Genomic DNA, 24079 nt, shown 5'->3' on the forward strand with positions numbered 1-24079 from the left:
TTGGCGAACCACTGTTGCCAAGTCCCCGGCTTTGCCGGGGGCCCGATGCGGGTTGTGCTCCCATTTGCGTGTTCCAGCCATCAAGGCTCCTGCGGCGAGGGCGGGGGGAGTCGGGGTGAATCAGGATAGGGTCGTGGCTGGCAGACAGAGGTCGCTATGCGCCCGGCTCCGCCGGGGGCTTGCCATCGGTGGAGGCGTTGGCGACAACACCGGCGCATGCCAACGCGCCCCGAGCAAAGCGAGGCCCCCTCGCGGCGGCGAGGGCGGGGGGAGTGGAATCGATCCAGAGAGCGCCGTTGCCGGCAAACCAGAAACAACACGCCCCCGGCTTTGCCGGGGGCTTGCCTCAGTACGATCCATCACCGGAGTCGACAGGAACCCCAGGCGCTAAGACCAGGTTTTGAGCACCGGACAAATCGTCACTTCGCGCACTTCGCTGATGCCGTTCAGATGCTCCTTCATCGCCATCAGCTCCTCGAACTGGGCGTAGCGCATCTTCACGATGAGGTCGAGCGGGCCGAACAGCGAATGGCACTCGACCACGTTGGGGTATTCCTTGATCTCGTTCCAGATGATGTGGCAATCGCTGCCGCCGGAATGGCGGATGATCAGGAACGCTTCGTTGGCGGGGCCGACGCGCGGGCCCTGTTCCCCCAGGATCACGCGGTAACCCCGGATGATGTGCGCCTGCTCCATGCGCGCGATGCGCGCCTCGACGGCGGTGCGCGACTTGTGGATGCGCCGGCCGATCTCGGAGATGGAGGCGCGCGCGTCCTCCGACAGGATCTCCAGGATCTTTACGTCGATATCGTCGATCTTCTTCATTTCGCCTTGGGTGGGGGCTCGTTCAGCGGGAAACGGAATGATCTCGGCGGAGTGGCCGAGCACGGGTACGAAGCGGGAGGCCATCGCGCGCGTCAGGCGAGCGCCGGCCGGCGACCGGTCGGTGGCGGCACGCTCCATTGCGCCTGTGCCTTGCGCGCGTTCCCGGCATTCATCCCCGCATGCTCCTGTTGGTGGCCCCGATGGCGACCCTGCGCAGCGCCGCCCCGGCACGCATGTTTATCACAACGTCGTGGCCGGCTGAAAGCTTTCCGTTCCCGGCTGTCGGCGATGTGCCAGGATGAGCTGCAACCTTGGCCTTGCCGGGCGATCCCAACCGACGCAATGCCATTCAAGCCCGGCCCGATTGCGCCGATAACGGATTGTCCCGTATTGGAATACCGCCATGAAAACGCCATCCACCACCGGCAGCCTCCCCACTGCGCTCCAGAACTACCCGCGCGCCGGCACCAGCCAGGCCGGCCGCAGCGGGGCCGCCTCCACCACCCAGGGGCTGGACAGCCTGCTGGCCGCCGCGCAGCCGTCGGACAGCGCCATCGGCCGGCGCGTGGGCCAGTTGGGCCAGGCCACGCTGGACATGGCGCAGCAGTTCCTCGGCAGCTTCGCCGAGCAACTGTTCGGCGATCAGGCCAAGGGCATGAAAGTCGATTTCGATTCGTTCGAACTGGCGGCCCAATCCACCGCCAGCATGGCCACCTACGACAGCCGCGGCGCCCAGGGCGCCAGCCAGGCCGCCGCGTTCCGGCTGGAGGACGCCAGCTCCTTCGTCGGCCGCGGCAAGCTCACCACCGCCGACGGCCGGGTGTTCGATTTCGAGATCGAAGTCCGCTACCAGTCGATCCAGGAGGCCGCCTACGCCAGCAGCAGCGGCGCCCAGGGCGCGCAACGGCAGCTGCCGCAGGACGACGCGGACGGCCAGACATCGCCGGCCAACGACCTGCGCAGCTACTTCCCCGGCACCGCCGGCGACCTGCTCAGTCAGCTTTCCGGCACGCCGGTGCGCCAGCCGTTCAGCATGCTGCTGCCCCGGCAGGATGGCAGCGACGATCTGCTCAAGCTCCTGGGCGACCTGTCGTTGAAGTTGAAGAACCTGCCCGGCGGCGACCGCTACGTGAACCTGGCCAACGTCGGCCAGGACCAGGCGGCCGGCGGCGTGGCCGACAAGGCGTGATCCGGGCGCCGCGCGTCGGCGGCCTGTCACAATCGGGCGATCCCGCACGTCTGGGCGGGGTCGCCCGATCAACAAAGCGCTCCTGACCGCGTCGCGCTCGTTTGCCGTACTGGCGTGCCGCGCGGGTTGCCAGGACCGTTTGGCCGGGCTTTGCCAGCCGCTTTTCGTCCGGAGCCATCCTTGCCGCACCGCCAATTCGAAACCCACCGCCCGCGCCTGTTCGCGCTCGCCTATCGCATGCTCGGCACCCGTGCCGAGGCCGAGGATGTGGTGCAGGATGTCTACCTGCGCTGGCACGATGCCGCGCCCGCCGCGCTCGATTCCGCCGAGGCGTGGCTGGTGACGGTGACCACCCGCGCCGCCATCGACCGCCTGCGCGCGGCGCAACGCGAGCGCGCGCATTACGTCGGTCCCTGGCTGGCGGAGCCGATCGCATTGGATGCACTGCCGGGTTCCCAGCCCGGCCCCGACCAGCAGTACGAGTTCGCCCAGGACGTGTCGGTGGCCTTCCTCGCGGTGCTGGAGCGGCTGGGCGTGGAGGAGCGTGCGGCCTTCCTGCTGCACGAGGTGTTCGACAACGACTACCGCGAGATCGCCGCGATGTTGGGCAAGAGCGAGGCGGCGTGCCGGCAGATGGTGCACCGCGCCCGCGAGCGGGTGCGCGCCGGCCGGCCGCGCTTCGCGATCACCCCGGAGCACCACCGCGCGTTGCTGGCGCGTTTCGCCGAGGCGGCGCGCGGCGGTGGGCTCGACACGCTGCGCGCCCTGTTCGCCGACGACGCGGTGCTGGTGTCCGACGGCGGCGGCAAGGCGGTGGCCGCGCTGCGGCCGCTACAGGGCGCGGCGCGGATCGCACGGCTCTATCACGTGCTGGCGCGCCAGCGCAGCCAGATGCGCGAGGCGTTCCGCATCGTCGAATTCAACGGCGAACCGGGGCTGCTGCACTGGCTGAATGGTCAGTTGGTCACCGCCTATTCGGTGGTTGGCGACGGCGAGCGCATCCACGCGCTGTACGCCATCCGCAACCCGGAAAAGCTGGCGGGCCTGATCGGCATCGACGGCGCGCTGTCACAAGCGGTCTAGGCGCTGCGTCTAAGGGGCAGGCCGGCGCGGTTGCCGGCCGCCAACCGGAGCCCGTCATGTCCCTGAATCCCCCCACCGCCTACCGCAGCGCCGCGCGCGAAACCTATCAGGCGTTGCTTGCCACCACCGCCACGCTCCAGTCCGGCGTGCTGGGCGAATCGCTGATCGAACTGGTCAACCTGCGTGTCTCGCAGCTCAACGGCTGCGCCTATTGCGTCGACATGCACGCGCGCCGCCTGCTGGCGCTGGGCCACGACTGGCAATGGGTGAACAGCGTGGTCACCTGGCACGAGGTCGATTTCTACGACGAGGCCGAGCGTGCGGCGCTGGCCTGGGCCGAGGCGGTGACTTCGCTGGCGCAGCACGGGCGCGACGAGGACTATGCCGCGCTGGTGCCGCATTTCGACGAACGCGCCCGCGCCGAGCTGACCTTCACCATCGCGCTGATGAATGCCTGGAATCGCATGGCGATCCCGCTGCACAGCCAGGTGGCGCGGAACCCGGCGGCGCCGGCCTGAGCCGCGCCGGCAAGGTCGCCGGGAAGCGCGAACCGGCGGCGCGCGACCAGAGCAGGTGCTAGATTCCGGTTATCGTGCCAACCCGGAACCGCCATGCCCCAATTGAATGCCTACCTTGTCTTCGACGGCGAGTGCGCCGCCGCGATGCGCTTCTACGAAAGCGTGTTCGGCGGCACGCTGAGCATGACCACCCAGGCCGATGCCCTCGGCGATGGCGAGGCGTCGGCCGACGAGGATGCGCGCATCCTGCACGCGCGGCTGGTGTTCGCCGAGGGGCAGCGGCTGATGGGGTCCGATTGCCCGCCGGGCATGCCCTACGAGGGCATCAAGGGCTTTTCGCTGTCGCTGATCTACCCCGGCATCGACGAGGCGCAGCGGGTGTTCGACGCGCTGGCCGTCGGCGGGCAGGTGACCATGCCGATGCAGCGCACCTACTGGGCCGGCGCCTTCGGCATGCTGACCGATCGTTTCGGCACGCTGTGGATGGTCAACGGCGAACTGATCGATCCCTGAGCGCCACGGTCGTGCTCCTGCACGATGAGCAAGGGCCGGCGCATGCCGGCCCTTGTCCATTCTGGCGACCTGTTCAGGGACGGCGTGCCAGGCAGGTCTGGTAGCGGCCGTTGACGCGCTCGGCGAACCACTCGGTGGTCAGCTTGCGGGTGATCTTGGGGCTCTTGAGTCGGATCTGCGGCAGCGCGGCGCGCGGCAATGGCTTGCCGGCGGCGGCGTCGGCAAGCGCGAACACGCGCTTGTAGGTCTCGCTGTTGCCGAAGCCGGACATCTTTTCCTGTTGCAGGTCGCGCAGCATCGCCTCGCGCGACAGCTTGAGGCGCTCGCCCAGCGTGTACAGCGCGGCCTGGCTGTCGCTGGTGCCCACCGGGCGCCCGTTCTGGTAGCGCAGCAGGTCGCCGTCGAGCGACAGCTGCTTGCCGGTGAGCCGTTCCACCGCCTGCTGGAAGGCCACGTTGCGGCTGGCGTAGCGCCCGGCGTTGTAGTCGGCGAAGCGGTAGATCATCTCGCTGTAGGGCGCGGGGTAGTGCAGCAGGTTGGCGATGCCGAAATAGGTGCCGCCGCGGCGGGTGAACACCTGCTGGCGCACGCTGCCGCGCTTGGCGTAGGGATAGGGCCAGGCGCGCACGTGGTTCTCGGCGAACTCCACGCTGACCTGCATCGGCCCGCCGGTGCGGATCGGGTTGCGCATATTGAGCGGCAGGCCCAGGTTGCTGGCCTCGCGCGCCATGTCCTCGAACAGGTCGTTCATCTGGCGCTCGGTGGAGAGCGTGTCGATGCGCTGCTTGTAGCTGGCGCCGGTGGGCGAGGGCTTGAGCAGGGCGGCCTTCACCACCGTCAGCGGCACGTGGTAGCGCGACGCGCGCTCGTCGATGGCTTTCCAGACGATGGCGGGCAGGCCGGGCACGCCGGGGTCGCCCTGCCAGCTGGATTCCTGTTCGATCACCGCGGCCGAGGCGCAGAAGTATTCCGCGCTGTAGGGGATCTTCAGCGCGGTGAAGGCGTCGAGGATGTCGTCGGTCCAGCCCGCGCGGTCGGGCATCTTCGGCGGCAGCAGGCGTTCCAGCAGCGCGCGGCCCTCGGCTTCGCTCAGGCGGCGCGGCGCGGAGCTGGGCGGCGGGGTGGGGACGGCCACTTCCACCGGCTCGCTGGCCGTTGTGGCCTGCGGTTCGCTGGCAACCTCGGCGGCCGGCTGCGATGCGGCCATGCCGGCGGGTTCCGAGGCGGCCTGGGGCTGCGGTGCGGGGGCCGGGGCGGGCGAGGGCGGGGTGGTGGCACAACCGGCCAGGAGCGACAGCAGGGCGGCGAGCAGGGGCAGGCGGGGCATGGCGTGACCGATGGGGCGGGGAAGCGCGCAGCTTACAGCGGCGGCGCGGGCACGGTGCAACGGTTTGTTTTCACCGACGGTCGGCCCTCATGCGGCCTGCTCGTCCTTGCCGCCCCGCAGCGGCGCCACGCGCGGCAGCAGGATGAAGAAGGTGGTGCCCTGGCCGACTTCGCTCTGCACCACGATCTCGCCGCCCAGGGTCTGGGTCACCAGGTTGTAGACCACGTGCAGCCCCAGGCCGCTGCCGCCCAGACCGCGCCGGGTGGTGAAGAACGGATCGAACACCTTGGGCAGATGCTGGAGCGGGATGCCGCGCCCGTCGTCGGCGAATACCAGCGTCACCACGTCGCCCTCGCTGCTGGCGGTCAGGGTGACGGTGCCGGCTTCGTCGTCGTCGAAGGCGTGCGCCAGGGTGTTGGTCAGCAGGTTGGTGACGATCTGCGACAGCGCGCCGGGAAAGCCGTCCATTTCGATGGGCTTGGGGCAATCCAGCTTGATCTCGATCGGTCGCCGGTGCAGCGCCGGGGTCAGGCTGGTAACGATCTCGCCGAGGTACTGGCGCAATTCGAAGGTGCGGCGCGCCTCGGACGCCTGGTCCACCGCCACGCGCTTGAAGCTCTGGATCAGCGATGCGGCGCGCTCGGCGTTGTTGAGGATCAGCGTGGCGGAATCGCTGGCGGTGCCGCAGTACGCCAGCAGGTCGGATTTCTTCACCTGCCCGGCCTCGACGCGCTCGCGGAAGGCGCCGGTCTCTTCGGCCAGCACCGAGGCGCTGGTGAGGATCACCCCCACGGGGGTGTTCACCTCGTGCGCCACGCCGGCGACCAGCCCGCCCAGCGAGGCCATCTTTTCCGACTGCACCAGGCTGGCCTGGGTGGCCTTGAGCTGGCGGTAGGCGTCCTCCACCTCGCGCTTGGCGTCGCGGATGGTCGCCTCGGCCAGCTTGCGGTCCTCCAGTTCGTCCATCAGGCGCATGGCGATGCGGACCACGCTGTTGCCCACGTCGGCCAGTTCGTCGCGCCGCTTGCCCAGATCCTGCAATTCGAGCAGCGAGAAATCCTCGTGCTGCTGCTGCGCCATGCGGTCGAGCACCGCCCGCAGCCTGGACAGCGGGCGCAGTGCGACGAGCGACAGCCCCAGCGCCAGCACGGTGATGATGATGGCGTCGACCACGATGATCTCGACGATCTTGCGGTGGATCACGCCTTGCAGCCGCTGCTCGACCCGTTCCTTCGAGGTCTTGTAGTACACGGTGCCGATGTGACGGCCCTCGTACTCGATCTCCAGCGACGACGAGCCGGGCGGCGGCGAGGTGGTGCCGACCACGATCCGGTTGCCGTCGCGCGCGCGGGCGATGGCCAGTTGGGGCGGATCGAATACCCCGAGGTAGACCAGGTCGGGCCAGCCCATCTCGGCCTGGAGGGTGTTGATGAGCTGCCCTTCGTCGAAATTCCAGATCTGCCCCGGCAGCACGGTCTCCAGCCGCGCGCGCAGGGTACTTTCGCGCTCCTGCATCTCGTCGGTCAGCCGCCGCTCGCCGGTGTAGTAGTTGTAGGCACCGGAGATGGCCAGGGCGAGGGTGACGGTGACGATCAGCAGGAAGTTGAGACGGAAGCGGATGCTGTGCATGGGCGGGCGACGGGCTGGACGTTGCATCCAATGTAGACCAGCGCCAGGGCGATCTGACACCACAGCTTGAGCGCGTCGGGCCGCAAGGCGGGCAGGTCTTTGGGAGGGGCCGACTACCGGCGCGCGACGATGCGATGCGCGGTTGGCGGGAACCGTTGCGTGTCGTCGGTCGGTCGGGCCGCGTCGCAGGACGGCGCTACTTGCGCCAAAGGTAGAAACGATCGTCGAAGGTGCGGACCCACTGCGGGCGGTAGACCACCAGCAGCGTCAGGTGGATGCCGGTGAGAAAGGCTTCCGGCCAGCCCATCAGGAAGTAGTACGGGAACTGCTCCTCGAACAGGAAGGCGGCCGGGTAGGCGCCGGCCAGCGCCAGCAGCGCGCAGCCCGCCAGCCCCACCGCCCACATCGACAGCGCGCCGGCGGCGAAGCAGTTGAGAAAGATGTAGACGAAGTAGTTGGCCGGCAGCCGCCGCTGCGCCAGCCGCAGCAGCGCCGCGGTCAGCGTGGTGGGCAGGCCGGCGATCACCAGCCACGACAGGCCCAGGCTGGCCCATTGCCCGTCGCCCTGCGCGGCGTCGGCCGCCAGTGCCACCGCCAGCCCCAACCGTGCGCGCTCCGGCCCGGCGATCAGCGTCAGCGCGGTGGCGCCCACCAAGTGGAAGGCGATGCCCGGCTGCAACTGCGCCTTGAACTGCCACAGCACCAGCACCACCACCGTGGCGCCGAACCACGCGGTCAGTTCGGATTGCCGCAGCGTCAGCCACGGCACGCGCCGCGCGGCATGCAGCAGGCACCACAGCGTGAGCAGCCAGCCGGCCAGCAGCCAGGAATCGGGAAAGTGCTCGGCGATCAGGTTCATCGGCCCCGCCCGTGGATACCGCTCAAGCGCGGCAGCGCCACTCCCGCTCGACCAGTTGCCCCAGCTGGGTCAGCCGGCCGTGGAAGAAATGGCCGACGCCGGGCACCACCAGCACCGGCAGGTGTTGCGGACGCGCCCAGTCCAGCACCGCGCTCAGGCTGATGACCTCGTCCTGCTCGCCGTGGATCACCACGGTGTCGGGCGGCACGGTCGGGAAGTCGTAGCGGCTGACCGCCGGGCCGACCAGGATCATGCCGGCGACTTCGTCGTCGCCCAGCCGTTGCCGCAGCCGGCTCTGCACCAGCGTGCCGAAGGAGAAGCCCGCCAGCACCACGCGGCCGACGCCGGGGTTTTCGGCGCGCGCCTGGGCCAGCACGGCGGCCATGTCGTCCGGCTCGTGCTCGCCGCGGCTGTGCGTGCCCTCGGAATTGCCGACGCCGCGCAGGTTGGGGCAATAGGCCACGTAGCCCAGGCGGCTCATGGTCTTGGCCAGCGTGTGCACGATCTTGTTGGTGAAGGTGCCGCCCTCGGTGGGGTTGGGGTGGGCGACCAGCACGATGCCGCGCGTGTCGTCGAGGGCGGATTCCAGCTTCAGGCATTCCAGCCGGCCGGCGGGGCCGGCGATGTCGAGCGGCTGGAAGGCGGGGGCCTTGCGGGCGGCGTTCATGGCGCGTCGCTCCCGGCGCGGCGTTGGCGGCGCAGGCGGCGGCGCTTGAGCACCCAGCGCAGCGGCAGCCACAGCACCAGCAGCCACGGCAGTGCCACGGCGGCGAAGGTGAGCAGGGCGGCCACGCTCTGCATGAAGTTGTGGCCGATGTCGTGCCAGGCGTCGGCCAGCGGCATCAGCACGCTGCGCTCGGCCACCGAGCGCGCGGCGCGCAATTCGACGTCGATGCGTACTTTTTCGGTCTGGTTGGCCAGCGCCAGGCGCTGCCCGGCGGCGGCGTCGAGCTGGGCCTGGGTGGCCGCCAGCTCTTTCTGCACCGCCAGCAGTTCCTCCAGCTTGGCGTTGTGGCTGTCCAGCATCTGGCGCAGGTTGTCGCGCAACTGCGCCAGGTTCTTCAGACGTGCCTCGGTGTCGATCACCTCGTCGGTCTTGTCCTCGCGCTCGGTCGATTGCGACACCACCCGGCCCTGCTGGCCCAGCGCGGCAAGGTAGCCCGTCACCGCGCCCGGTGCGATGCGCAGCGACAGTTGCGCCACGCCGGGCGAGTAGTCGCTGTCGCGTTGCAGATTGGCGGAGAGCAGTTCGCACGTCGGTTCGACGCAGCGCGCCTGGGCCGCCTGCCAGGCGGCGTCCAGCCGGTCCGGCGCGGTTTCGACGGTGAGGGCGTGACGCACGGCGATATGACGCTTGGGCGCGGCCTGCGGTGCGGCGCCGGCGGCGTCGGTCGCCTCGGCTGCGGCGGACACCACGGCGTTGCCGCCATAGGCGACGGGGGCTTCCTCCTTCTTGCCGCAGGCGACCAGCGCCGCGGCCAGCAGCAACGGGAGCAGGACGCGTGTCATAGCTTCAGCCGCTCCACCACGCGTCCGTGCACCAGATGCTCTTCGATGATCTCGTCGATGTCGGCGCGATCCACGTAGGTGTACCAGGTTTCTTCCGGGTAGATCACCATCACCGGGCCTTCCTCGCAGCGATCCAGGCAGCCGGCCTTGTTGATGCGCACCTGGCCGGGGCCGGCCAGCTTCAGTTGCTTGATGCGGTCCTTGGCGTAGCCCTGCATCTCGCTGGCGCCGCAGCGGTTGCAGCTCTGGCGCTCGCCCTCCGGGCGCTCGTTCAGACAGAAGAACACGTGGTGGCGGTAATAGCTCATCGGTCGTCCTCGATGCGCGCGGCGGCGCTCAGTGATGGGGCTTGGGAAGATAGTGCGCGGTGACGAAGAACGGCAGCTCGCCATCCTTGTCCGGCTGCACCGTGTCGATCACGCGGATGTCGTCGAGCTGGCATTCGCGGAACAGCGCGTCGGCGAAGTCGCGCACGTGCTCGGCGCTGTCCAGCGGCGCCAGCGGCCAGACGAAGCCTTCCCAGCGCTCGGCGTCCTCCAGGCTGGAGAAGGTGATGCGGATCTCGCCACCCTCGTGCGCGGCGATGGTGGCCACCGGGGTGCGGCCCTTGCTGCGGATGCTGCGCAGGGCGTTGCTGGCGGCGACCTGCAATCGCGTTTCCAGGTGGGTGACGCGCGCGGCCTCCTGCGCGGCCAGCCAGCTTTGCGGTACGCGCGGAATGGCGAACAGCGTCAGGCCGTCCAGCTTGAGCGCGTCGCCGATGGCCTGCGCCAGCGGCATGCCCCAGGCGCCCACCTGGCCGCCGAGGCGGATCGCCGGCGCGGCGTCGCGCTGCTGGATCGCGCTGCCGACCAGGAAACGCAGGAACACGCCTTCGTCCTTGAATGACACCGGCGCTTCACGCACCACCCGGCCGATGGCCTCGGCCTGCGCCGGATCGCGCCAGTCGGCCAGCGTCGCCGGGTTGACCGCGGCGAGGTCGCCCGGATGCACCAGCGCGCCGGACAGCCGGCATTCGGCGTCGGGCGCGATCACGCCGTGTTGGCGCAGCAACGCCAGCACGGCATCGCCGTCCACCCGGCCGGGCAACGTGGTTTGACCGCGCGCGCCGGCCACCAGCACGATGGGCAGCACGAACGGCACGGCCCACGACGCCGCGCCGGCCGGCGGTGTCTCGACCTCGTTGCGCAGCACCTGCCACAGCGCCTTGTAGGCTTCCTGCGATGGCGCCTGGGTCAGCGCGCCGTTGAGCGCGTAGTGGTCATGCGTTGCCAGCAGCTCGCGCACCTGCTGCGCCAGTGCGTCGTGCTTGCCGGCCGCGGCAGCGGCATCGGTCTCGGTGAGATAGGACATCAGCGCCCGGATCACCGGGTTCTGCGGATTGACGCGGGGGTAGAGGCGGGGGTCGGGCAGGTACATGCGCGGGGGAGGGCCAAACTGGAAAAAGGCGATTATACGCAGTGGCGAAAGGGTGGGTGCCGCCCGTCGTATGACGCCGTTCTAAATTCAGGCACAAAGCGTCACATATGGTTGCATTGCACGCCGTTCGGCCCGCAATGCCTTGAATTGATTGACCATCCTGCATCAAATCCGTTAAATTGAAAGCTCTGTTGGGATGCAGCAAGGTGCGTCTTGATAGTTTCTCCTTTGTAGATGTTGTTTGAAACCCGGACGTGTTCCGGGTTTTTTTTGGCCCGTCGTTCCACATGGCCATCCCGGCCGTAGCCACCCGTGCTCAGAGCTTGAACAGGCTCTCAGACGGTGGAACGCTCCTGGAAGCCGGCGCAATCCTCCAGCGCGCAATCCTCGCCTTCCACGCTTTCGACATACGCCGCATTCGGGCCGCGATGCGCCCAATCCTCCACCTTGGCGACCGCGGCGGCGTCGCCTTGCAGGAACAGCTCGACGCTGCCGTCGTCGCGGTTGCGCACCCAGCCGGCCACGTCCAGGCGCTTGGCCTCCAGCCAGGCGGAATAGCGGAAGCCCACGCCCTGTACCCGGCCGCGGATCCGTAGTTTTCTGGCAATCATCTCGGTTTCCCCATCGCAGACGCTGCGGAACGGTTCGCGGGGCGCGCCGTCGTGCAGCGTGTGTCCGGCCTGCCCGCTGGTCGCGGGCATCGTTTCAGGGTAGCGATCCGGTCCGGTGTCTGCCCACGGCAATTTGCGCGGGCCACGGCTGAACGTGGCGGCGAGGAACAGGCGTAGCGGCTCGGACAGGGTGTTCGCGACGAAGCGTCCCATGATGTTCTTCCTTCGGATGGCAGTCTGGCTCAACGAAGCGCCCTGGGCGGGCGCTGGCGGCGCGGCGGTCGGTACCGCGCGGGGCCTGCGCGGTACGGGCTTGGAGCGGCTGACAAAACCCTGCGAAACGGTCCTGGCGAGCGGTGCGAAACGCGGGCGGCGCGTGGAGTACGACAAGTTCTCGCGCTGCTGCCAGGAGGGGTTATCGGCCGCTCAATGCCCGAACAATCCGACGAGGCCGATAATGATGAGATAGAGGGCAATGATGTAGTTGAGCAAGCGCGGCATGGCCAGGATGAGGATGCCGGCGATCAGCGAAACGAGCGGGGCGATGGCGAGATTGAGCTGCATGGCGGTCTCCAGCGGGTCTTGGGATGTTTGCAGCCTAGCAGCGCGCCACGCGGCGCCGACGTAAAAAATGCGACGCCGCGGCGTCGCATTTTCGTTTTGCGTGGGGCGGATCGGCCTCAGGCGCGATTCGCCGCAGGGGCGGATCACTTCACCCGCATGCCCGGCTGCGCGCCCGAATCCGGGCTGAGGATGTACAACCCGCCGTCGCCGCCGGCGGCCAGCACCATGCCTTCGCTCACGCCGAACTTCATCTTGCGCGGCGCCAGGTTGGCGACCATCACCGTCATGCGGCCGACCAGCGCTTCCGGCGCGTAGGCCGACTTGATGCCGGCGAACACGTGGCGCGTCTCGCTACCGATGTCCAGCGTCAGCGACACCAGCTTGTCGGCACCCTCGACCGCCTTGGCCTCGATGATCTTCGCCACGCGCAGGTCGATCTTCATGAAGTCGTCGATGCCGATGGTCTCGGCGATCGGTGGGATCTCATAGGCCGGCGCGGCGGCCTGCGCGGGGGCTGCCTCGGCGGGGGCCAGCGTCTGCTTGTTCTCCTCGACCATCGCCTGCACCGCCTTGGGGTCGATCCGGGTCATCAGGTGCTGGTACGGCGCGATCGCGTGATCGCGCAACAGGGTTTGCGCGTCGGCCCAGGTCAGCGGTTGCACTTGCAGGAACGCTTCGACGTCGGCGGCCAGCTTGGGCAGCACCGGTTTCAGGTAGATGGTCAGCAGGCGGAACGCGTTGATCAGCACCGAGCACACGCGTTGCAGCTCGGCATCGCGGCCTTCCTGCTTGGCCATTTCCCACGGCTTGTTGGCGTCGACGAACTGGTTCACCTCGTCGGTGAGCAGCATGATCTCGCGCAGCGCGCGGCCGTACTCGCGGGCTTCGAACCATTCGGCGATGGGCTCGGCGGCGGCTTGCAGGCGGGCGATCAACGGGGCGTCGCCCAGGTCGGCGGCGAGGCGGCCGTCGAAGCGCTTGCTGATGAAACCTGCGGCGCGGCTGGCGATGTTGACGTACTTGCCGATCAGGTCGCTGTTCACCCGGGCGACGAAATCGTCCAGGTTGAGGTCGATGTCCTCGATGGCGCTGCCCAGCTTGGCGGCGAAGTAATAGCGCAGCCATTCGGGGTTGAGGTGGCGCAGGTACGATTCGGCGGTGATGAAGGTGCCGCGGCTCTTGCTCATCTTGGCGCCGTCCACGGTGAGGAAGCCGTGGGCATTGATGCCGGTAGGGGTGCGGAAGCCGCTGTATTCCAGCATCGCCGGCCAGAACAGCGCGTGGAAGTACAGGATGTCCTTGCCGATGAAGTGATACAGCTCGGCGGTGGAATCCTTGGCCCAGTACTCGTCGAAATCCAGGCCCAGGCGGTCGCACAGGTTGCGGTGGCTGGCCATGTAGCCGACCGGGGCGTCCAGCCACACGTAGAAGTACTTGCCCGGCGCGTCCGGGATCTCGAAGCCGAAGTAGGGCGCGTCGCGGCTGATGTCCCAGTCGTTGAGGCCGGCCTCGAACCATTCCTGCATCTTGTTGGCGGCGCCTTCCTGCAGGCGCGGGCGGGCCATGCCGCCGACGGTCTCGCTACCGCGCGTCCAGTCGCGCAGGAACGATTCGCACTCGCCCAGCTTGAAGAAGAAGTGCTCCGAATCGCGCAGCACCGGCGCGGCGCCGGACACCACCGAGTACGGGTTCTTCAGGTCGGTGGGGCTGTAGGTGGTGCCGCACACTTCGCAGTTGTCGCCGTATTGATCCTTGGCGCCGCACTTGGGGCATTCGCCCTTCACGAAGCGATCCGGCAGGAACATGTTCTTCACCGGGTCGTAAAGCTGGCTGATGGTGCGGCTGGCGATCTTGCCGTTGTCGCGCAGCGCGCGATACACGCGGTACGAGTACTCGCGGTTCTCTTCGCTGTTGGTGCTGTAGTAGTTGTCGAAGCCGACCAGGAAGCCGGTGAAGTCGCGCAGGTGCTCGCCGTGGACGCGCTCGATCAGTGCCTCGGGGCTGATGCCTTCCTTCTCGGCGCGCAGCATCACCGGCGTGCCATGGGTGTCGTCGGCGCACACGTAGTGACAGGTGTGGCCGCGCAGCTTCATGAAGCGCACCCAGATATCGGTCTGGATGTATTCGACCAGGTGGCCAAGATGAATGGCGCCGTTGGCGTAAGGCAGGGCGGAGGTGACGAGAATCTTGCGTGGCATGCGGGTTTCCGGGCGTTCGGCGACGAATCGGGCGATTATACCGCAGCCCGTCGCCTCGACCGTGACGCCCGATTTCTTACAACGGTATAGTGAGCCGATCAGCAAGCCAGTTCCTGACGGAGTCCCCCATGCCGCGCGAGTCCCTCATCGACGCCCAGACCATCGCCCTGGAGGTGGCCAGCGTGGACGCCATGCTGGCGCAATTGCATCGCCAGGTGGGCATGGACCTGCGCGCCGAACTGGTGGCCGCGTTTCTGCCGCTGTTGCAGGAAACCTTGCAGACACTGCCGCCGGCGCTGGCGGCGGGCGATGCCGACGAGATCATCAACCTGTCGCACAAGTTGAAGGGCGCCGCGCTGCAACTGGGCGCCCAGCGCCTGGCCAGCAGCTGCCGCGATATCGAGATGGCCGGCCGCCAGGGCTTGCTGGGCGATGCCGAATCGTCGTTCGGCCAGGTGCGGCAATTGTCGCTGGGCCTGTTGTCGGGCTTGCGCCTGCACTGAAGCCCGGCGGTTTCCGCGCGGGGCGCATGCCTCGCGGCGTCCTCGTCCCGACGTCCATGCCGTGGTGAAACCGGCGGTCGATACAGCCTAAAATGCCGGTTTCGCCTTTGCGCCCTCGAACATGCAGCCCCTGGATTTCGTCTCTCCCCTCGATTTCGACTGGTTCTCCCATATCGGCACCGCCGCGTTCGCGTTTTCCGGCTACCTGATCGGCGCGCGCAAACGCTTCGACCTGCTGGGGGTGCTGATCCTGGCGCTGCTGACCGCCATCGGCGGCGGGATGATCCGCGACGTGCTGGTCAACCGCGTGCCGCGCGTGTTCCTCGACGCCGCGCCGCTGTACAGCATCTTCGGCGCGCTGTTCGTCTCCTGGGCGCTCAAGCTGCACCAGCGCAACAAGGGCCTGCTCTACAAGCTGTTCATCGTCGCCGACTCGATCGGGCTGGTGGCGTTCAGCATCGCCGGCGCGCAGGTGGGGCTGGAGTTGCAGCTCAACCTGTTCGGCGTGTGCATCCTGGCCTTCGTCACCGCGGTGGGGGGCGGACTGGTGCGCGACATGATGGTGAACGACGTGCCCTTCATCCTGCATGAGGACTTCTACGGCACGGTGGCGATCCTGACCGCCATCCTGGCCTACGTGCTGGCGCGATTCGGCCTGATGAACCCCTGGTCGCTGTGGCTGCTGTTCGGCGGCTGCCTGGCGGTGCGACTGGTGGCGCACACCCGCGACTTCAAACTGCCCCGGTTCGACGAATGAGCGACTACTACGATCACCTGCGCGGCCCGGCGGACTGGCACGACTGGCTGGCGACACGCCTGGCCCGCGCCCCACGCGCCGATGCCGCCGACTGGAACGGGCTCACCGCCGTCACGCCGGCGGCGGTGCTGATCGCGGTGGTGGCGCATCCCGACGGCGCGGGCATCATCCTCACCGAGCGCGCCGCGCACCTGTCGCAACATGCCGGACAGATCAGCTTTCCCGGCGGACGGATCGAGGACGAGGACGAAGACGCGCCCGCCGCCGCGTTGCGCGAAGCGCAGGAGGAGATCGGCCTGGAGCCGGCGCGGGTGGCGGTGGTGGGGCAGTTGGGGGCCTACGTGACCATCAGCGGCTACCGGGTGATTCCGGTGGTGGGCGTGGTCGAGCCGGGCTTTGCGCTGAGCCCCGACCCCGGCGAAGTGGCCGCCGCGTTCGAGCTGCCGTTCGCGCCGCTGATGCAGCCGGCGCGCTACGAGCGCCGCCCGGTGGAGCGGCGGGGCATCCGTGGCGCCTCGTACTTCACCGAATGCGAAGGGCGCACCGTGTGGGGGGCCACCGCCGGCATGCTGCTGATGCTGGCCAGCGCACTGGGCGCCAGCGGTCAGCCGCGCGATCTGCTCCAGCGCTGAGCGCGCCCGACAGCGCCTTCCCGGCGGCGCTGGGTAGATCCGCTGTCTGCAAACGAGTGACGGCGCCCCGAGGGGCGCCGTCGTGCAATCGGCCGTCGCTTATAAGGCTGCGGCCTCAAACCCGATCAGGTTGCCCTGACCCGGCTTGTCGCTGGGCGATGGAGGCGGTCAGTTCACCACTTCCAGCACGTCCCACTTGCCGTTCTTCACGGTGTAGAGCGTGATCGCGCCGTTCTTCAGGTCGCCCTTCTCGTCGAAGGTGATGCGGCCGGTCACGCCCTGGTAGTCGGTCTTGGCCAGTTCGGGCAGATACTTGGCGGGCTCGGTGGAGCCGGCCTTCTTCATCGCCTCGACCATCACCTTGGCCGCGTCGTAGCAGTAGGCCGCGTACAGCTGCACTTCCACGCCGTAGGTGTCCTTGAACTTGGTCAGGAACTCCTTGCCGCCGGGCATCTGTTCCTTCGGCTGGCCGGGCATCGACGAGATCTGGCCTTCCGCATCGGCGCCGGCCAGCTTGATGAACTCGGGCGTCATGCTGCCGTCGCCGCTGAGGAACTTGGCGGTGATGCCCAGCTTGGCGGCCTGCTTTTTCAGCGGCGCGGCCTGCGCGTCCATGCCGCCGTAGAACACCAGATCGGGCTTGGCGCCCTTGATGTTGGTGAGGATGGCGTTGAAGTCGGTTTCCTGGTTGGTGGTGAATTCACGCTTCACCACTTCGCCGCCGCTGGCCTTGACCGATTTCTCGAACTCGTCGGCCAGGCCCTGGCCGTAGGCGGTGCGGTCGTCGATGATGGCCACTTTCTTGGCACCGATCTTCTTCACCGCGTATTCGCCCAGCACCTTGCCTTGTTGCGCGTCGTTGGCCATCACGCGGAAGGCGGTCTTGAAGCCCTGGGCGGTATAGGCGACGGCGGTGGCCGACGGGGAGACCTGCGGGATGCCGGCATCGGAATAGATCTTGGAAGCCGGAATGGTGGTGCCGGAATTCAAATGGCCGATCACGCCGACCACTTTCTGGTCGACGAAACGTTGCGCCAGCGTGGTAGCGGTCTTGGGGTCGGCCTGGTCGTCCTCGGACACCAGTTCGAATTTCACTTTCTTGCCACCGATATCGGCGCCGCCGGCGGCGTTGATTTCGTCGATGGCGAGCTTCACGCCGTATTCGTTGTCCTTGCCGAGGTGGGCGATATTGCCGGTCAGCGGCGCGGCATGACCGATTTTCACGGTATCGCCGCCGGACGATTCGGCAGAGGCCGCGGGTGCTGCGCTGGCCGCGCCTTGCTCGGCGGCGGGCTGTTGTTTGCCGCAAGCGGTCAGCGCCAGGACGGCGGCCGCGATCAGGCTGTAACGCGCGATGCTCATCTGTGTATTCCCCTATCTCTTGGATGCGTTTGCACTCTTGGGTATATCGGGCTAATCCCGGCCAACGGGTGGGCCATCCGATAATCACTGGATAATGGGGAGCGGCAAGAAACGCTGTCAAATACAGCCTTTCCCGCATGCCACGCAAATCCAACACCCATTTGAAGCGGGCTGGACGGCCTGCGGATTTCACGACCAAAAACGTTGAAAACCCAGCAAACTGTTTAAAACGCAGCAATGAATAGCGGGGTGGGCAAGGCACGGAATTGGTGCGGGCGCACCTTGAAACGGCACCGCCCCGGCAAGGGCCAGGGCGGTGGTGGTGAAAAGAATCGGTTTTCAGCTGGGGCGATGTCAGATGGCCAGATCCACGTGTTGGATCACCCCGCCGCCGCCGGTCTCGGACAGCCAGACCCCGGACGAGCGCACCTGGCCCAGCGTGTTGTTGGCGTCGTCCTTCAGGGTGAAATCGCCGCGCGCGCTGCCCAGGTAGATGGCCCCCACGCCCAGCTCGGTCAGGTTGAGCATGCGATCGTTGCCGGCATCGTCCTTGATCCACACCCGCAACTGGCCCCAGATCGCGTCGCCTTCGTCGATCCAGCCATTCTTGTCGCCGTCGTAGATCGCCAGGTCGGCGAAGCCGTCGCCCGACTTGGTGCCGAACAGCTCGGAGCCGTCGTTGATCACGCCATCGCCGTTCTTGTCCAGCGCCAGGAAGCCGCTGCCGTGCTTGAGCTGCGAGATGTTCTCCTGCTTGCCGTCGGCATCCAGGTCGAAGGCGAAGGTCTGGGCCGACAACTGCGCCGAGGTGCCGTCGAAATTGATCACCAGCGGATCGCACATGCGCGGCTGGGCGGCGGGGCGGTTGCCGATGGTGACGGTGGTTTCCTGGCGGAAGCTGCGGCTGAGCATCAGCTCGGCGTTGAAGCTGATTTCGCGCCCGTCGGAGGTCTTGACCAGGCCATCCGCACGGTAGGTGGCGGATTCGAATTCCTCGGCCACATGGCGGAACTCCATCGATACACCACCGCCGCCACCCTGTATCGGCGGTTGTGCTGCGGCCTGTTGCGACTGCGCCTGCGCTGCTTCGCCGTCGAAATCGGAAAGCTTGACCGGGCGGCCGGTGATCGATTCGAGCAGGCGCCGCAGCAGCTCGATGCGCCAGTCCAGGCGGTTGGGGTAGGGGCCGCTGCTGGATTGGGTGCGGCTGGTGCGGGGCGACGACAGCGTCACTTTCTCCTGGCCTGCGGTGCCCTCCTGCTTGGCATCGGCCGGGGGCTGGGGCGTGGGGGCGGGGTTGGCGCCGGTGCGGATGGAGATCGTCGTTTCCTGTTTGTTGAACGCGGTACGCTCGACGCTGAGATCGACCTTGGAATTGATGATGCGCATGGCGACTCGTCCGATGGGATAGGGAGGGGTACCGTTCCCATCGGCCGCTGTGCACCATTCTTGAGCACGTTGTACTAGAGCTTGCCGCGCTCGGCCAACGACAGCACTTCATGTCCGGCGATAACGAAGTGGTCCAACAACCTGATTTCCAACAGCTCGAGTGCTTGGCGCAGCATCTGGGTAAGGCGGATGTCCGCCTCGGAGAACGAGGCCCGGCCCGACGGATGGTTATGCGCCACGATCACCGAGGTGGCGTTGTGCATCAGCGCACGGCGCGCGACCTCGCGCGGGTAGACCCGGGTTTCGGACACCGTGCCCTGGGCCAGTTGTTCGACGGCGATGATCTGGTTGGAGTTATTAAGAAATAGTGTCAGGAAGATTTCCACATCGCGCCCGCGCAGACAGAGCGACAGGTATTCGCGTACCGCGGCGGGCGAATCGAGGGCATCGGCACGGTGCAGTTGTTCGCCGATCAGGCGTCGGCCGATCTCCTGCACTGCCTGCATCTGTGCATACTTGGCCTGGCCCATGCCCGGTAGCGCCACGAAGACGCGATGATCCGCGGCGAACACGCCGTTGAGCGAACCGAAGCGCCGGATCAGCAGCCGCCCCTGGTCCACCGCGCTGGCGCCGGGCTGGCCGGTGCGCAGCAGAATGGCTAGCAGCTCGGCATCGGAGAGGGCGCGGGCGCCGTGCCGCAGCATGCGTTCGCGCGGGCGCTCGGTTTCGGGCCAATCGGTGATGGACATGTTTGCTTTAAACTCCAGGGGAATCCAAGTCCTCTCGGTATAGAGAATGTCAGTGCATAAACAAACACGCATTGTGTTGGGGGTGTCGGGTGGTGTCGCGGCCTACAAGGCGGCCGAGCTGACCCGCCTGATGGTCAAGGCCGGTTGGGACGTGCACGTGGTGATGACCGAGGCGGCGACGCGCTTCGTCACGCCGGTGACGTTCCAGGCGCTGTCCGGCAACCCGGTATTCACCGACCAATGGGATGCGCGTCCGGACAACAACATGGCGCACATCAACCTCACCCGTGGCGCGCGGGCGGTGCTGGTGGCGCCGGCCACCGCCGACCTGATCGCCAAGGTGGCGCACGGCCTGTGCGACGACCTGCTCAGTACATTGATTGCCGCACGCGAATGCCCGTTGCTGGTGGCGCCGGCGATGAACCGCCAGATGTGGGAGAACGCGCCCAACCAGCGCAACGTGGCGCAGCTGCGCGCCGACGGCGTCGCGGTGCTCGGCCCGGCCAGCGGCGACCAGGCCTGCGGCGAGGTGGGCGAGGGGCGGATGCTGGAGCCCGAGGAGATCATGCAGCGGCTGGAGGCATGGTTCCAGCCCAAGCCCCTGGCCGGATGCCGGGTGCTGCTGACTGCCGGGCCCACCTTCGAGCGCATCGACGCGGTGCGCGGCATCACCAACACCAGCTCGGGCAAGATGGGCTTCGCCGTGGCGCGCGCCGCGTGGGAGGCGGGCGCCGAGGTGACGCTGGTGGCCGGCGAAACACCGCTGCCCACGCCGATCGGCTGCCGCCGCATCGATGTACGCTCGGCCGAGGAGATGCTCGGCGCGGTCGAGGCCGAACTGCGCGGCACCGACATCTTCATCGCCGTGGCGGCGGTGGCCGACTACTACGTGCTCAACCAGAGCGAACACAAGATCAAGAAGGATGCGCACATCCTGACGCTGGAACTGGCGCCCAACCCGGACATCCTGGCGCGGGTGGCGTGCGGCGACAACCCGCCGTTCTGCGTGGGCTTCGCCGCCGAATCGGAGAACCTGCTCGAATACGCCGAGGCCAAGCGCCACCGCAAGCAGTTGCCGCTGCTGGTGGCCAACCTGGTGCAGCAGGCGATGGGCGCGGACGACAACGAAGTGATCCTGCTGGACGACCAAGGCCAGCACCGCCTGCCACGCGGCCCCAAGCTGGAAGTGGCGCGGCAACTGATCGCCCATGTGGCGCGGTTGTATGGCGAGCGTTGAACCGGGGCTTGCGTAGCGCGAAACGTCATTCCGACGGGCGAAGGCTGGTAAGCAGGCGAGGTGGGTCGAACGAAACAGGCGATCTCCCACCGAGCGAGGCGCATTGGCTTCAGCTCAACCGGCCTTCGCCTTTCCTCAGGTTGGTCCGCTAGCTGGCTTGTTCTGTCGTACGGCTTGCATAGCGAGGACCATATGGTGGGCTTGGTGCTGCCATCCGACCTACGCTTTCGCGCATCCCACGTTTGAAGATCAATGCTGCCCGGCTCCAGGACTGGCTGTTGGGGTATGCGGGAAGACTCCAGGCCCTCTCTTCCACCACGGCACCGGTTCCACGGCCTAGCCGGGGCGTTGCGGCAGTACATGCTGGCGGTGATGCTGCTGAGCTTTAGGCGGGGGATGCATTGGGGTCATGCCTCGACGGCGCGGCGCAAGAGCCGATAGCGAGGCAGGCCCCTCAGTGTTGGCGGTCCCCCTTCGGGTGAAGGACGCAGTGGTCGATGTGTGCAATGTGGCGGCGAGGTTAACTTGCATGGCGAACCCTAACTGCACACTGCTGCGTTTCGCGCACGTAGCAGCGAGCTTTGGCGCGCATGCGTGCGATGGTGCACCCGTTAATGGGTTAAACTTGCAAGCCTCTGACGAGGCTCTTCCTCACTACTACAAAAACATCGGATCCGTTGCACCCATTGCCTATTGCTGGCCCAGATATCATTAAATCGAATCGCGTTGCGATTTGAAATTGTGTGTGTGGTGCGCGCGGAAATTTGCTGATGATAAATATTCCTAAATTGAATAAGAAGAAAACTCTCCATGCCTATTGAAATAAAACTTGTTAAGTTCGCGGTGGCTTGTCTTGTCGTTGCCTTCTTGCCATATGCTTTTTCTGCTGAAGCCTATTACTGGTATGTCAATGGGAAAACGGTTTATAGAACCCCCGAGGCAGCTGGACAGGCCGGCATTGATAATTTCAACCGCGAACTCATCGCCGCCGGAGCAGATGAATATCGGGTTTTCGAAGGGACTTGTATACTTGAGACCAGTGGTAATTACGGCATCAGCTATAAGGGGTACAGAAAAAGCGATGGGTCAATGAAAGTCACAGCTCCTTGCGAAAGCGGGCTTTATTTTGCACTGTGCCAGAATAACCAAAAATTTGATGATGTTACTCAGCGCTGTGTAACAGTCTGGCCGGAATATCCGGTCAATAATGGCATTGAGGAATGCAATGGCACAAACCCGATATTTGGGGCTACGGGTAATAAAACCCAACTGGAAAGAGATTTCCGGTTCCGGCCTGGGTTCGAGATCGTGCGGCGATACAATAGCCAAGCCCATAGCGATGGTTTGCTAGGGAGAGGTTGGAGCCTGGGGCTGCTGACCCGGATTGAACGTAACCATAGCGGGCTGGTCTTGGTTCGCGACAATGGGAGCGATATACAATTTGTTCAACGCTTGCAGAATGGCCAGTCGACGGGAGTTTATTGGTCTGCGGCAGCTCCCGGGGCAGAAATAACTGTAATTAAAAATGCCACCAAACTTAATGGTTGGGTTCTGGTTGATGCAGACGGAGTCGTTTCTGGATTCAACGTGGACGGCGATATCACATCGTTGCGCTACCGCTCTGGCTACCAGTTAAATTTTCAATATCAGGCAAAAAACAGGGTTTCCGGTTTTTCCGATTCATTCGGAAACACTTTTTCAATCGATCTTGCTGGCCAGAATCCGGGAAAGATCGTTGCTGTCCGCAATGTTTTGGGAGTTGCCCAGGTTGAGTATCGTTATAACGACGAGGGGTATCTATCGGAAGTGATTTATGCGGATGGCACTTCTAGGCAGTATCGCTATGTTCCTTATAATGAAGCTTTTCTATTGGCGGGTATCGTTGATGAAAGTGGCATCGAATATGCTTCTTGGACTTACGATAGTACAGGGCGTGCGATTTTGTCCGTACATGCCGGCGATACTGACAAATACAGTTTGACTTATAGACGAACATCCAGTCCTTCTGGCCCGCTAATCACTTCAGTCATAACCGACCCTTTGGGAAAGGCTCGTACTTATGAATATCGACAAGACAAAAATGGTCGCTGGTTGCGGACCAGTGCATCAGCTCCTTGCCCGGCGGACCCCCGTAGGGACATCAAAACCGTCACGTACGATGATCTTGGCAATGCTTTGACCCGCCTGGATTTCAATGGGGTCAAAAATACATATAGCTACGAAGCCAATAGTTGGCGTGAAACAGCACGCACCGAAGCCGCCGGCACCCCCCAGGCCCGCACCATCACCACCACCTGGCATCCCACCCTGCGCCTGCCGGCCACCCTCACCGAACCGGGCCGTGTCACCGAATTCAGCTACGACCCCAACGGCAACCTGCTCAGCAAAAAGGTCACCGCCGACGGCGTCAGCCGCACCCAGAGCTGGAGCTACCTTGCCAACGGCCTGCTCGACACCGCCACCGACGCCCGCGGCAAGGTCACCCGCTATACCTACGACGCCCAGGGCAACCTCGCCACCGTCACCAACCCGCTGAACCAGATCACCCGCTACGGCCCCTACGACCCGCACGGCAACCCGCTGAGCATGGTCGAGCCCAACGGCGTCGGCACCAGCTTCAGCTACGACCTGCGCCAGCGCCTCAAGACCCGCACCACCGACAGCGAAACCACCAGCTTCGACTACCTGCCCACCGGCCTGCTCAGCAAAGTGACCCTGCCCGACGGCAGCTGGCTGGCCTACCGCTACGACCCGGCGCACCGCCTGATCGGCATCGACCACAGCAACGGCAGCCGCACCGACTACACCCTGGACAACGCCGGCAACCTCAAGCGCGAAGACCGCAACGACCCGGCCGGCGTGCTCGCCGCCGCCCAGCAGCGCGTGCAGCAGGCCCAGACCCTGCCCAGCGCCCCGCAGGCCCAGTGAGGCGCACCCCATGACCCTCGCCCAGCCCACCCCCATGACCCGCACCCCCTCCACCGGGATCGCCATGACCACCGCCTTGTTCCGCCCCCTGCTGCTGGCCGGCCTGCTGCTCGGCAGCGCCACCCACGCCGCCCTGCCCAGCCACCAGCCGCTGGTCAGCACCTTCTACGACTACGACGCCCTCGGCCGGCTCGAACGCATCATGGATGCCCAGGGCTACCAGACCACCTTCGCCTACGACGCCAACGGCAACCGCATCCGCCGCACCGACGCCCTCG

24 protein-coding genes are annotated in these 24079 nt (G+C 66.3%); 10 read left to right on the forward strand and 14 right to left on the reverse strand.

The features are described from left to right. Positions 1 to 387: 387 nt before the first annotated feature. Positions 388 to 825 carry an Lrp/AsnC family transcriptional regulator gene (locus C556_RS0116730; RefSeq protein ID WP_169338638.1) on the reverse strand — a complete coding sequence of 146 codons (438 nt, stop codon included), beginning with the start codon at positions 823 to 825 and terminating at the stop codon, positions 388 to 390. 403 nt (positions 826 to 1228) lie between these two features. Here C556_RS0116730 and C556_RS21865 point away from each other — a divergent pair, with 403 nt between their 5' ends. The 4 genes from C556_RS21865 (at position 1229) to C556_RS0116750 (ending at position 4128) form a co-directional block, all read left to right on the forward strand. After that, on the forward strand, positions 1229 to 2014 hold the full coding sequence (locus C556_RS21865) for a hypothetical protein (RefSeq protein WP_018749401.1): 786 nt from the start codon (positions 1229 to 1231) through the stop codon (positions 2012 to 2014). A 180-nt stretch (positions 2015 to 2194) separates the two neighbouring features. Further along, the gene (locus C556_RS0116740) at positions 2195 to 3097 is read left to right on the forward strand and encodes an RNA polymerase sigma-70 factor (protein ID WP_018749402.1); all 903 of its coding nucleotides are present in this window, start codon (positions 2195 to 2197) and stop codon (positions 3095 to 3097) included. A 56-nt stretch (positions 3098 to 3153) separates the two neighbouring features. After that, positions 3154 to 3615: a carboxymuconolactone decarboxylase family protein gene (locus tag C556_RS20895; protein WP_018749403.1), complete on the forward strand. Its 462-nt coding sequence runs from the start codon at positions 3154 to 3156 to the stop codon at positions 3613 to 3615. Positions 3616 to 3708: 93 nt separating this feature from the next. Then, a complete protein-coding gene (locus C556_RS0116750; protein WP_018749404.1) occupies positions 3709 to 4128 on the forward strand; it encodes a VOC family protein in 420 nt (139 codons plus the stop codon). A 73-nt stretch (positions 4129 to 4201) separates the two neighbouring features. Here the strand turns inward: C556_RS0116750 and C556_RS0116755 are convergent, their stop codons facing one another. The 10 genes from C556_RS0116755 to metG all read right to left on the reverse strand — a co-directional run bounded on the left by C556_RS0116755 (position 4202) and on the right by metG (position 14244). Then, on the reverse strand, positions 4202 to 5455 hold the full coding sequence (locus C556_RS0116755) for a DUF1615 domain-containing protein (protein ID WP_018749405.1): 1254 nt from the start codon (positions 5453 to 5455) through the stop codon (positions 4202 to 4204). Positions 5456 to 5542: 87 nt separating this feature from the next. After that, positions 5543 to 7111 (reverse strand): sensor histidine kinase, encoded by a 1569-nt coding sequence (locus C556_RS22490; RefSeq protein ID WP_083930657.1) that lies wholly within the window; start codon positions 7109 to 7111, stop codon positions 5543 to 5545. A 169-nt stretch (positions 7112 to 7280) separates the two neighbouring features. After that, positions 7281 to 7943: an energy-coupling factor ABC transporter permease gene (locus C556_RS0116765; RefSeq protein ID WP_018749407.1), complete on the reverse strand. Its 663-nt coding sequence runs from the start codon at positions 7941 to 7943 to the stop codon at positions 7281 to 7283. Positions 7944 to 7965: 22 nt separating this feature from the next. After that, positions 7966 to 8610, reverse strand: a complete 645-nt coding sequence (locus tag C556_RS0116770; RefSeq protein WP_018749408.1) for an alpha/beta hydrolase — start codon at positions 8608 to 8610, stop codon at positions 7966 to 7968. Next, on the reverse strand, positions 8607 to 9452 hold the full coding sequence (locus C556_RS20900; protein ID WP_018749409.1) for a DUF4349 domain-containing protein: 846 nt from the start codon (positions 9450 to 9452) through the stop codon (positions 8607 to 8609). Before C556_RS20900 ends, C556_RS0116770 begins: the two co-directional genes overlap by 4 nt. Further along, a complete protein-coding gene (locus C556_RS0116780; RefSeq protein ID WP_018749410.1) occupies positions 9449 to 9760 on the reverse strand; it encodes a (2Fe-2S) ferredoxin domain-containing protein in 312 nt (103 codons plus the stop codon). The genes C556_RS20900 and C556_RS0116780 overlap by 4 nt, the downstream gene beginning before the upstream one ends. 28 nt (positions 9761 to 9788) lie before the next feature. Beyond that, a complete protein-coding gene (locus C556_RS0116785; RefSeq protein WP_018749411.1) occupies positions 9789 to 10871 on the reverse strand; it encodes a hypothetical protein in 1083 nt (360 codons plus the stop codon). Positions 10872 to 11206: 335 nt separating this feature from the next. After that, positions 11207 to 11695 (reverse strand): acylphosphatase, encoded by a 489-nt coding sequence (locus tag C556_RS23635; RefSeq protein WP_018749412.1) that lies wholly within the window; start codon positions 11693 to 11695, stop codon positions 11207 to 11209. Between the two features lie 213 nt (positions 11696 to 11908). After that, positions 11909 to 12046, reverse strand: coding sequence for a DUF3096 domain-containing protein (locus C556_RS22495; protein WP_018749413.1), 138 nt, complete (start codon positions 12044 to 12046; stop codon positions 11909 to 11911). 143 nt (positions 12047 to 12189) lie between these two features. Beyond that, complete coding sequence (gene metG / locus C556_RS0116800) at positions 12190 to 14244, reverse strand: methionine--tRNA ligase (protein WP_018749414.1); 2055 nt, start codon at positions 14242 to 14244, stop codon at positions 12190 to 12192. A 128-nt stretch (positions 14245 to 14372) separates the two neighbouring features. Between metG and C556_RS20905 the strand changes: the two genes are divergently transcribed. From C556_RS20905 to C556_RS0116815, 3 genes are all read left to right on the forward strand, one after another. Then, the gene (locus C556_RS20905; protein ID WP_018749415.1) at positions 14373 to 14747 is read left to right on the forward strand and encodes an Hpt domain-containing protein; all 375 of its coding nucleotides are present in this window, start codon (positions 14373 to 14375) and stop codon (positions 14745 to 14747) included. 121 nt (positions 14748 to 14868) lie between these two features. After that, positions 14869 to 15504 carry a trimeric intracellular cation channel family protein gene (locus C556_RS0116810; RefSeq protein ID WP_018749416.1) on the forward strand — a complete coding sequence of 212 codons (636 nt, stop codon included), beginning with the start codon at positions 14869 to 14871 and terminating at the stop codon, positions 15502 to 15504. Next, positions 15501 to 16136, forward strand: coding sequence for a CoA pyrophosphatase (locus C556_RS0116815; protein ID WP_018749417.1), 636 nt, complete (start codon positions 15501 to 15503; stop codon positions 16134 to 16136). The genes C556_RS0116810 and C556_RS0116815 overlap by 4 nt, the downstream gene beginning before the upstream one ends. Before the next feature lie 168 nt (positions 16137 to 16304). On the opposite strand, the gene C556_RS0116820 is transcribed toward C556_RS0116815, so the two are convergent. The 3 genes from C556_RS0116820 to radC all read right to left on the reverse strand — a co-directional run bounded on the left by C556_RS0116820 (position 16305) and on the right by radC (position 19636). Beyond that, on the reverse strand, positions 16305 to 17498 hold the full coding sequence (locus C556_RS0116820; protein WP_018749418.1) for a branched-chain amino acid ABC transporter substrate-binding protein: 1194 nt from the start codon (positions 17496 to 17498) through the stop codon (positions 16305 to 16307). Between the two features lie 354 nt (positions 17499 to 17852). After that, positions 17853 to 18887 (reverse strand): SPM autocatalytic domain-containing protein, encoded by a 1035-nt coding sequence (locus C556_RS0116825; protein ID WP_018749419.1) that lies wholly within the window; start codon positions 18885 to 18887, stop codon positions 17853 to 17855. Positions 18888 to 18961: 74 nt separating this feature from the next. After that, positions 18962 to 19636 carry a RadC family protein gene (gene radC / locus C556_RS0116830; RefSeq protein ID WP_018749420.1) on the reverse strand — a complete coding sequence of 225 codons (675 nt, stop codon included), beginning with the start codon at positions 19634 to 19636 and terminating at the stop codon, positions 18962 to 18964. A 52-nt stretch (positions 19637 to 19688) separates the two neighbouring features. Here radC and coaBC point away from each other — a divergent pair, with 52 nt between their 5' ends. From coaBC to C556_RS20910, 3 genes are all read left to right on the forward strand, one after another. Next, positions 19689 to 20873, forward strand: coding sequence for a bifunctional phosphopantothenoylcysteine decarboxylase/phosphopantothenate--cysteine ligase CoaBC (coaBC, locus tag C556_RS0116835; protein WP_245559267.1), 1185 nt, complete (start codon positions 19689 to 19691; stop codon positions 20871 to 20873). 1089 nt (positions 20874 to 21962) lie between these two features. After that, entirely contained in the window at positions 21963 to 23801 is a 1839-nt protein-coding gene (locus C556_RS24345; protein WP_505625241.1) for a DUF6531 domain-containing protein, read from the forward strand. 10 nt (positions 23802 to 23811) lie between these two features. After that, a partial coding sequence (locus C556_RS20910) for an RHS repeat domain-containing protein (protein WP_040431409.1) occupies positions 23812 to 24079 on the forward strand: 268 nt, incomplete at its 3' end.

Origin of the sequence: Chitiniphilus shinanonensis DSM 23277 (assembly GCF_000374805.1) — a bacterium.
Lineage (GTDB): Bacteria > Pseudomonadota > Gammaproteobacteria > Burkholderiales > Chitinibacteraceae > Chitiniphilus > Chitiniphilus shinanonensis.

Bases quoted from the DNA above. Each gene is read 5' to 3' on its own strand.
- C556_RS0116730 (WP_169338638.1), bottom strand. From the start codon at position 825: ATGAAGAAGATCGACGATATCGACGTAAAGATCCTGGAGATCCTGTCG.
- C556_RS21865 (WP_018749401.1), top strand. From the start codon at position 1,229: ATGAAAACGCCATCCACCACCGGCAGCCTCCCCACTGCGCTCCAGAAC.
- C556_RS20895 (WP_018749403.1), top strand. From the start codon at position 3,154: ATGTCCCTGAATCCCCCCACCGCCTACCGCAGCGCCGCGCGCGAAACC.
- C556_RS0116750 (WP_018749404.1), top strand. From the start codon at position 3,709: ATGCCCCAATTGAATGCCTACCTTGTCTTCGACGGCGAGTGCGCCGCC.
- C556_RS0116755 (WP_018749405.1), bottom strand. From the start codon at position 5,455: ATGCCCCGCCTGCCCCTGCTCGCCGCCCTGCTGTCGCTCCTGGCCGGT.
- C556_RS22490 (WP_083930657.1), bottom strand. From the start codon at position 7,111: ATGCAACGTCCAGCCCGTCGCCCGCCCATGCACAGCATCCGCTTCCGT.
- C556_RS0116765 (WP_018749407.1), bottom strand. From the start codon at position 7,943: ATGAACCTGATCGCCGAGCACTTTCCCGATTCCTGGCTGCTGGCCGGC.
- C556_RS0116770 (WP_018749408.1), bottom strand. From the start codon at position 8,610: ATGAACGCCGCCCGCAAGGCCCCCGCCTTCCAGCCGCTCGACATCGCC.
- C556_RS20900 (WP_018749409.1), bottom strand. From the start codon at position 9,452: ATGACACGCGTCCTGCTCCCGTTGCTGCTGGCCGCGGCGCTGGTCGCC.
- C556_RS0116780 (WP_018749410.1), bottom strand. From the start codon at position 9,760: ATGAGCTATTACCGCCACCACGTGTTCTTCTGTCTGAACGAGCGCCCG.
- C556_RS0116785 (WP_018749411.1), bottom strand. From the start codon at position 10,871: ATGTACCTGCCCGACCCCCGCCTCTACCCCCGCGTCAATCCGCAGAAC.
- C556_RS23635 (WP_018749412.1), bottom strand. From the start codon at position 11,695: ATGGGACGCTTCGTCGCGAACACCCTGTCCGAGCCGCTACGCCTGTTC.
- C556_RS22495 (WP_018749413.1), bottom strand. From the start codon at position 12,046: ATGCAGCTCAATCTCGCCATCGCCCCGCTCGTTTCGCTGATCGCCGGC.
- metG (WP_018749414.1), bottom strand. From the start codon at position 14,244: ATGCCACGCAAGATTCTCGTCACCTCCGCCCTGCCTTACGCCAACGGC.
- C556_RS20905 (WP_018749415.1), top strand. From the start codon at position 14,373: ATGCCGCGCGAGTCCCTCATCGACGCCCAGACCATCGCCCTGGAGGTG.
- C556_RS0116810 (WP_018749416.1), top strand. From the start codon at position 14,869: ATGCAGCCCCTGGATTTCGTCTCTCCCCTCGATTTCGACTGGTTCTCC.
- C556_RS0116815 (WP_018749417.1), top strand. From the start codon at position 15,501: ATGAGCGACTACTACGATCACCTGCGCGGCCCGGCGGACTGGCACGAC.
- C556_RS0116820 (WP_018749418.1), bottom strand. From the start codon at position 17,498: ATGAGCATCGCGCGTTACAGCCTGATCGCGGCCGCCGTCCTGGCGCTG.
- C556_RS0116825 (WP_018749419.1), bottom strand. From the start codon at position 18,887: ATGCGCATCATCAATTCCAAGGTCGATCTCAGCGTCGAGCGTACCGCG.
- radC (WP_018749420.1), bottom strand. From the start codon at position 19,636: ATGTCCATCACCGATTGGCCCGAAACCGAGCGCCCGCGCGAACGCATG.
- C556_RS24345 (WP_505625241.1), top strand. From the start codon at position 21,963: ATGAAAGTCACAGCTCCTTGCGAAAGCGGGCTTTATTTTGCACTGTGC.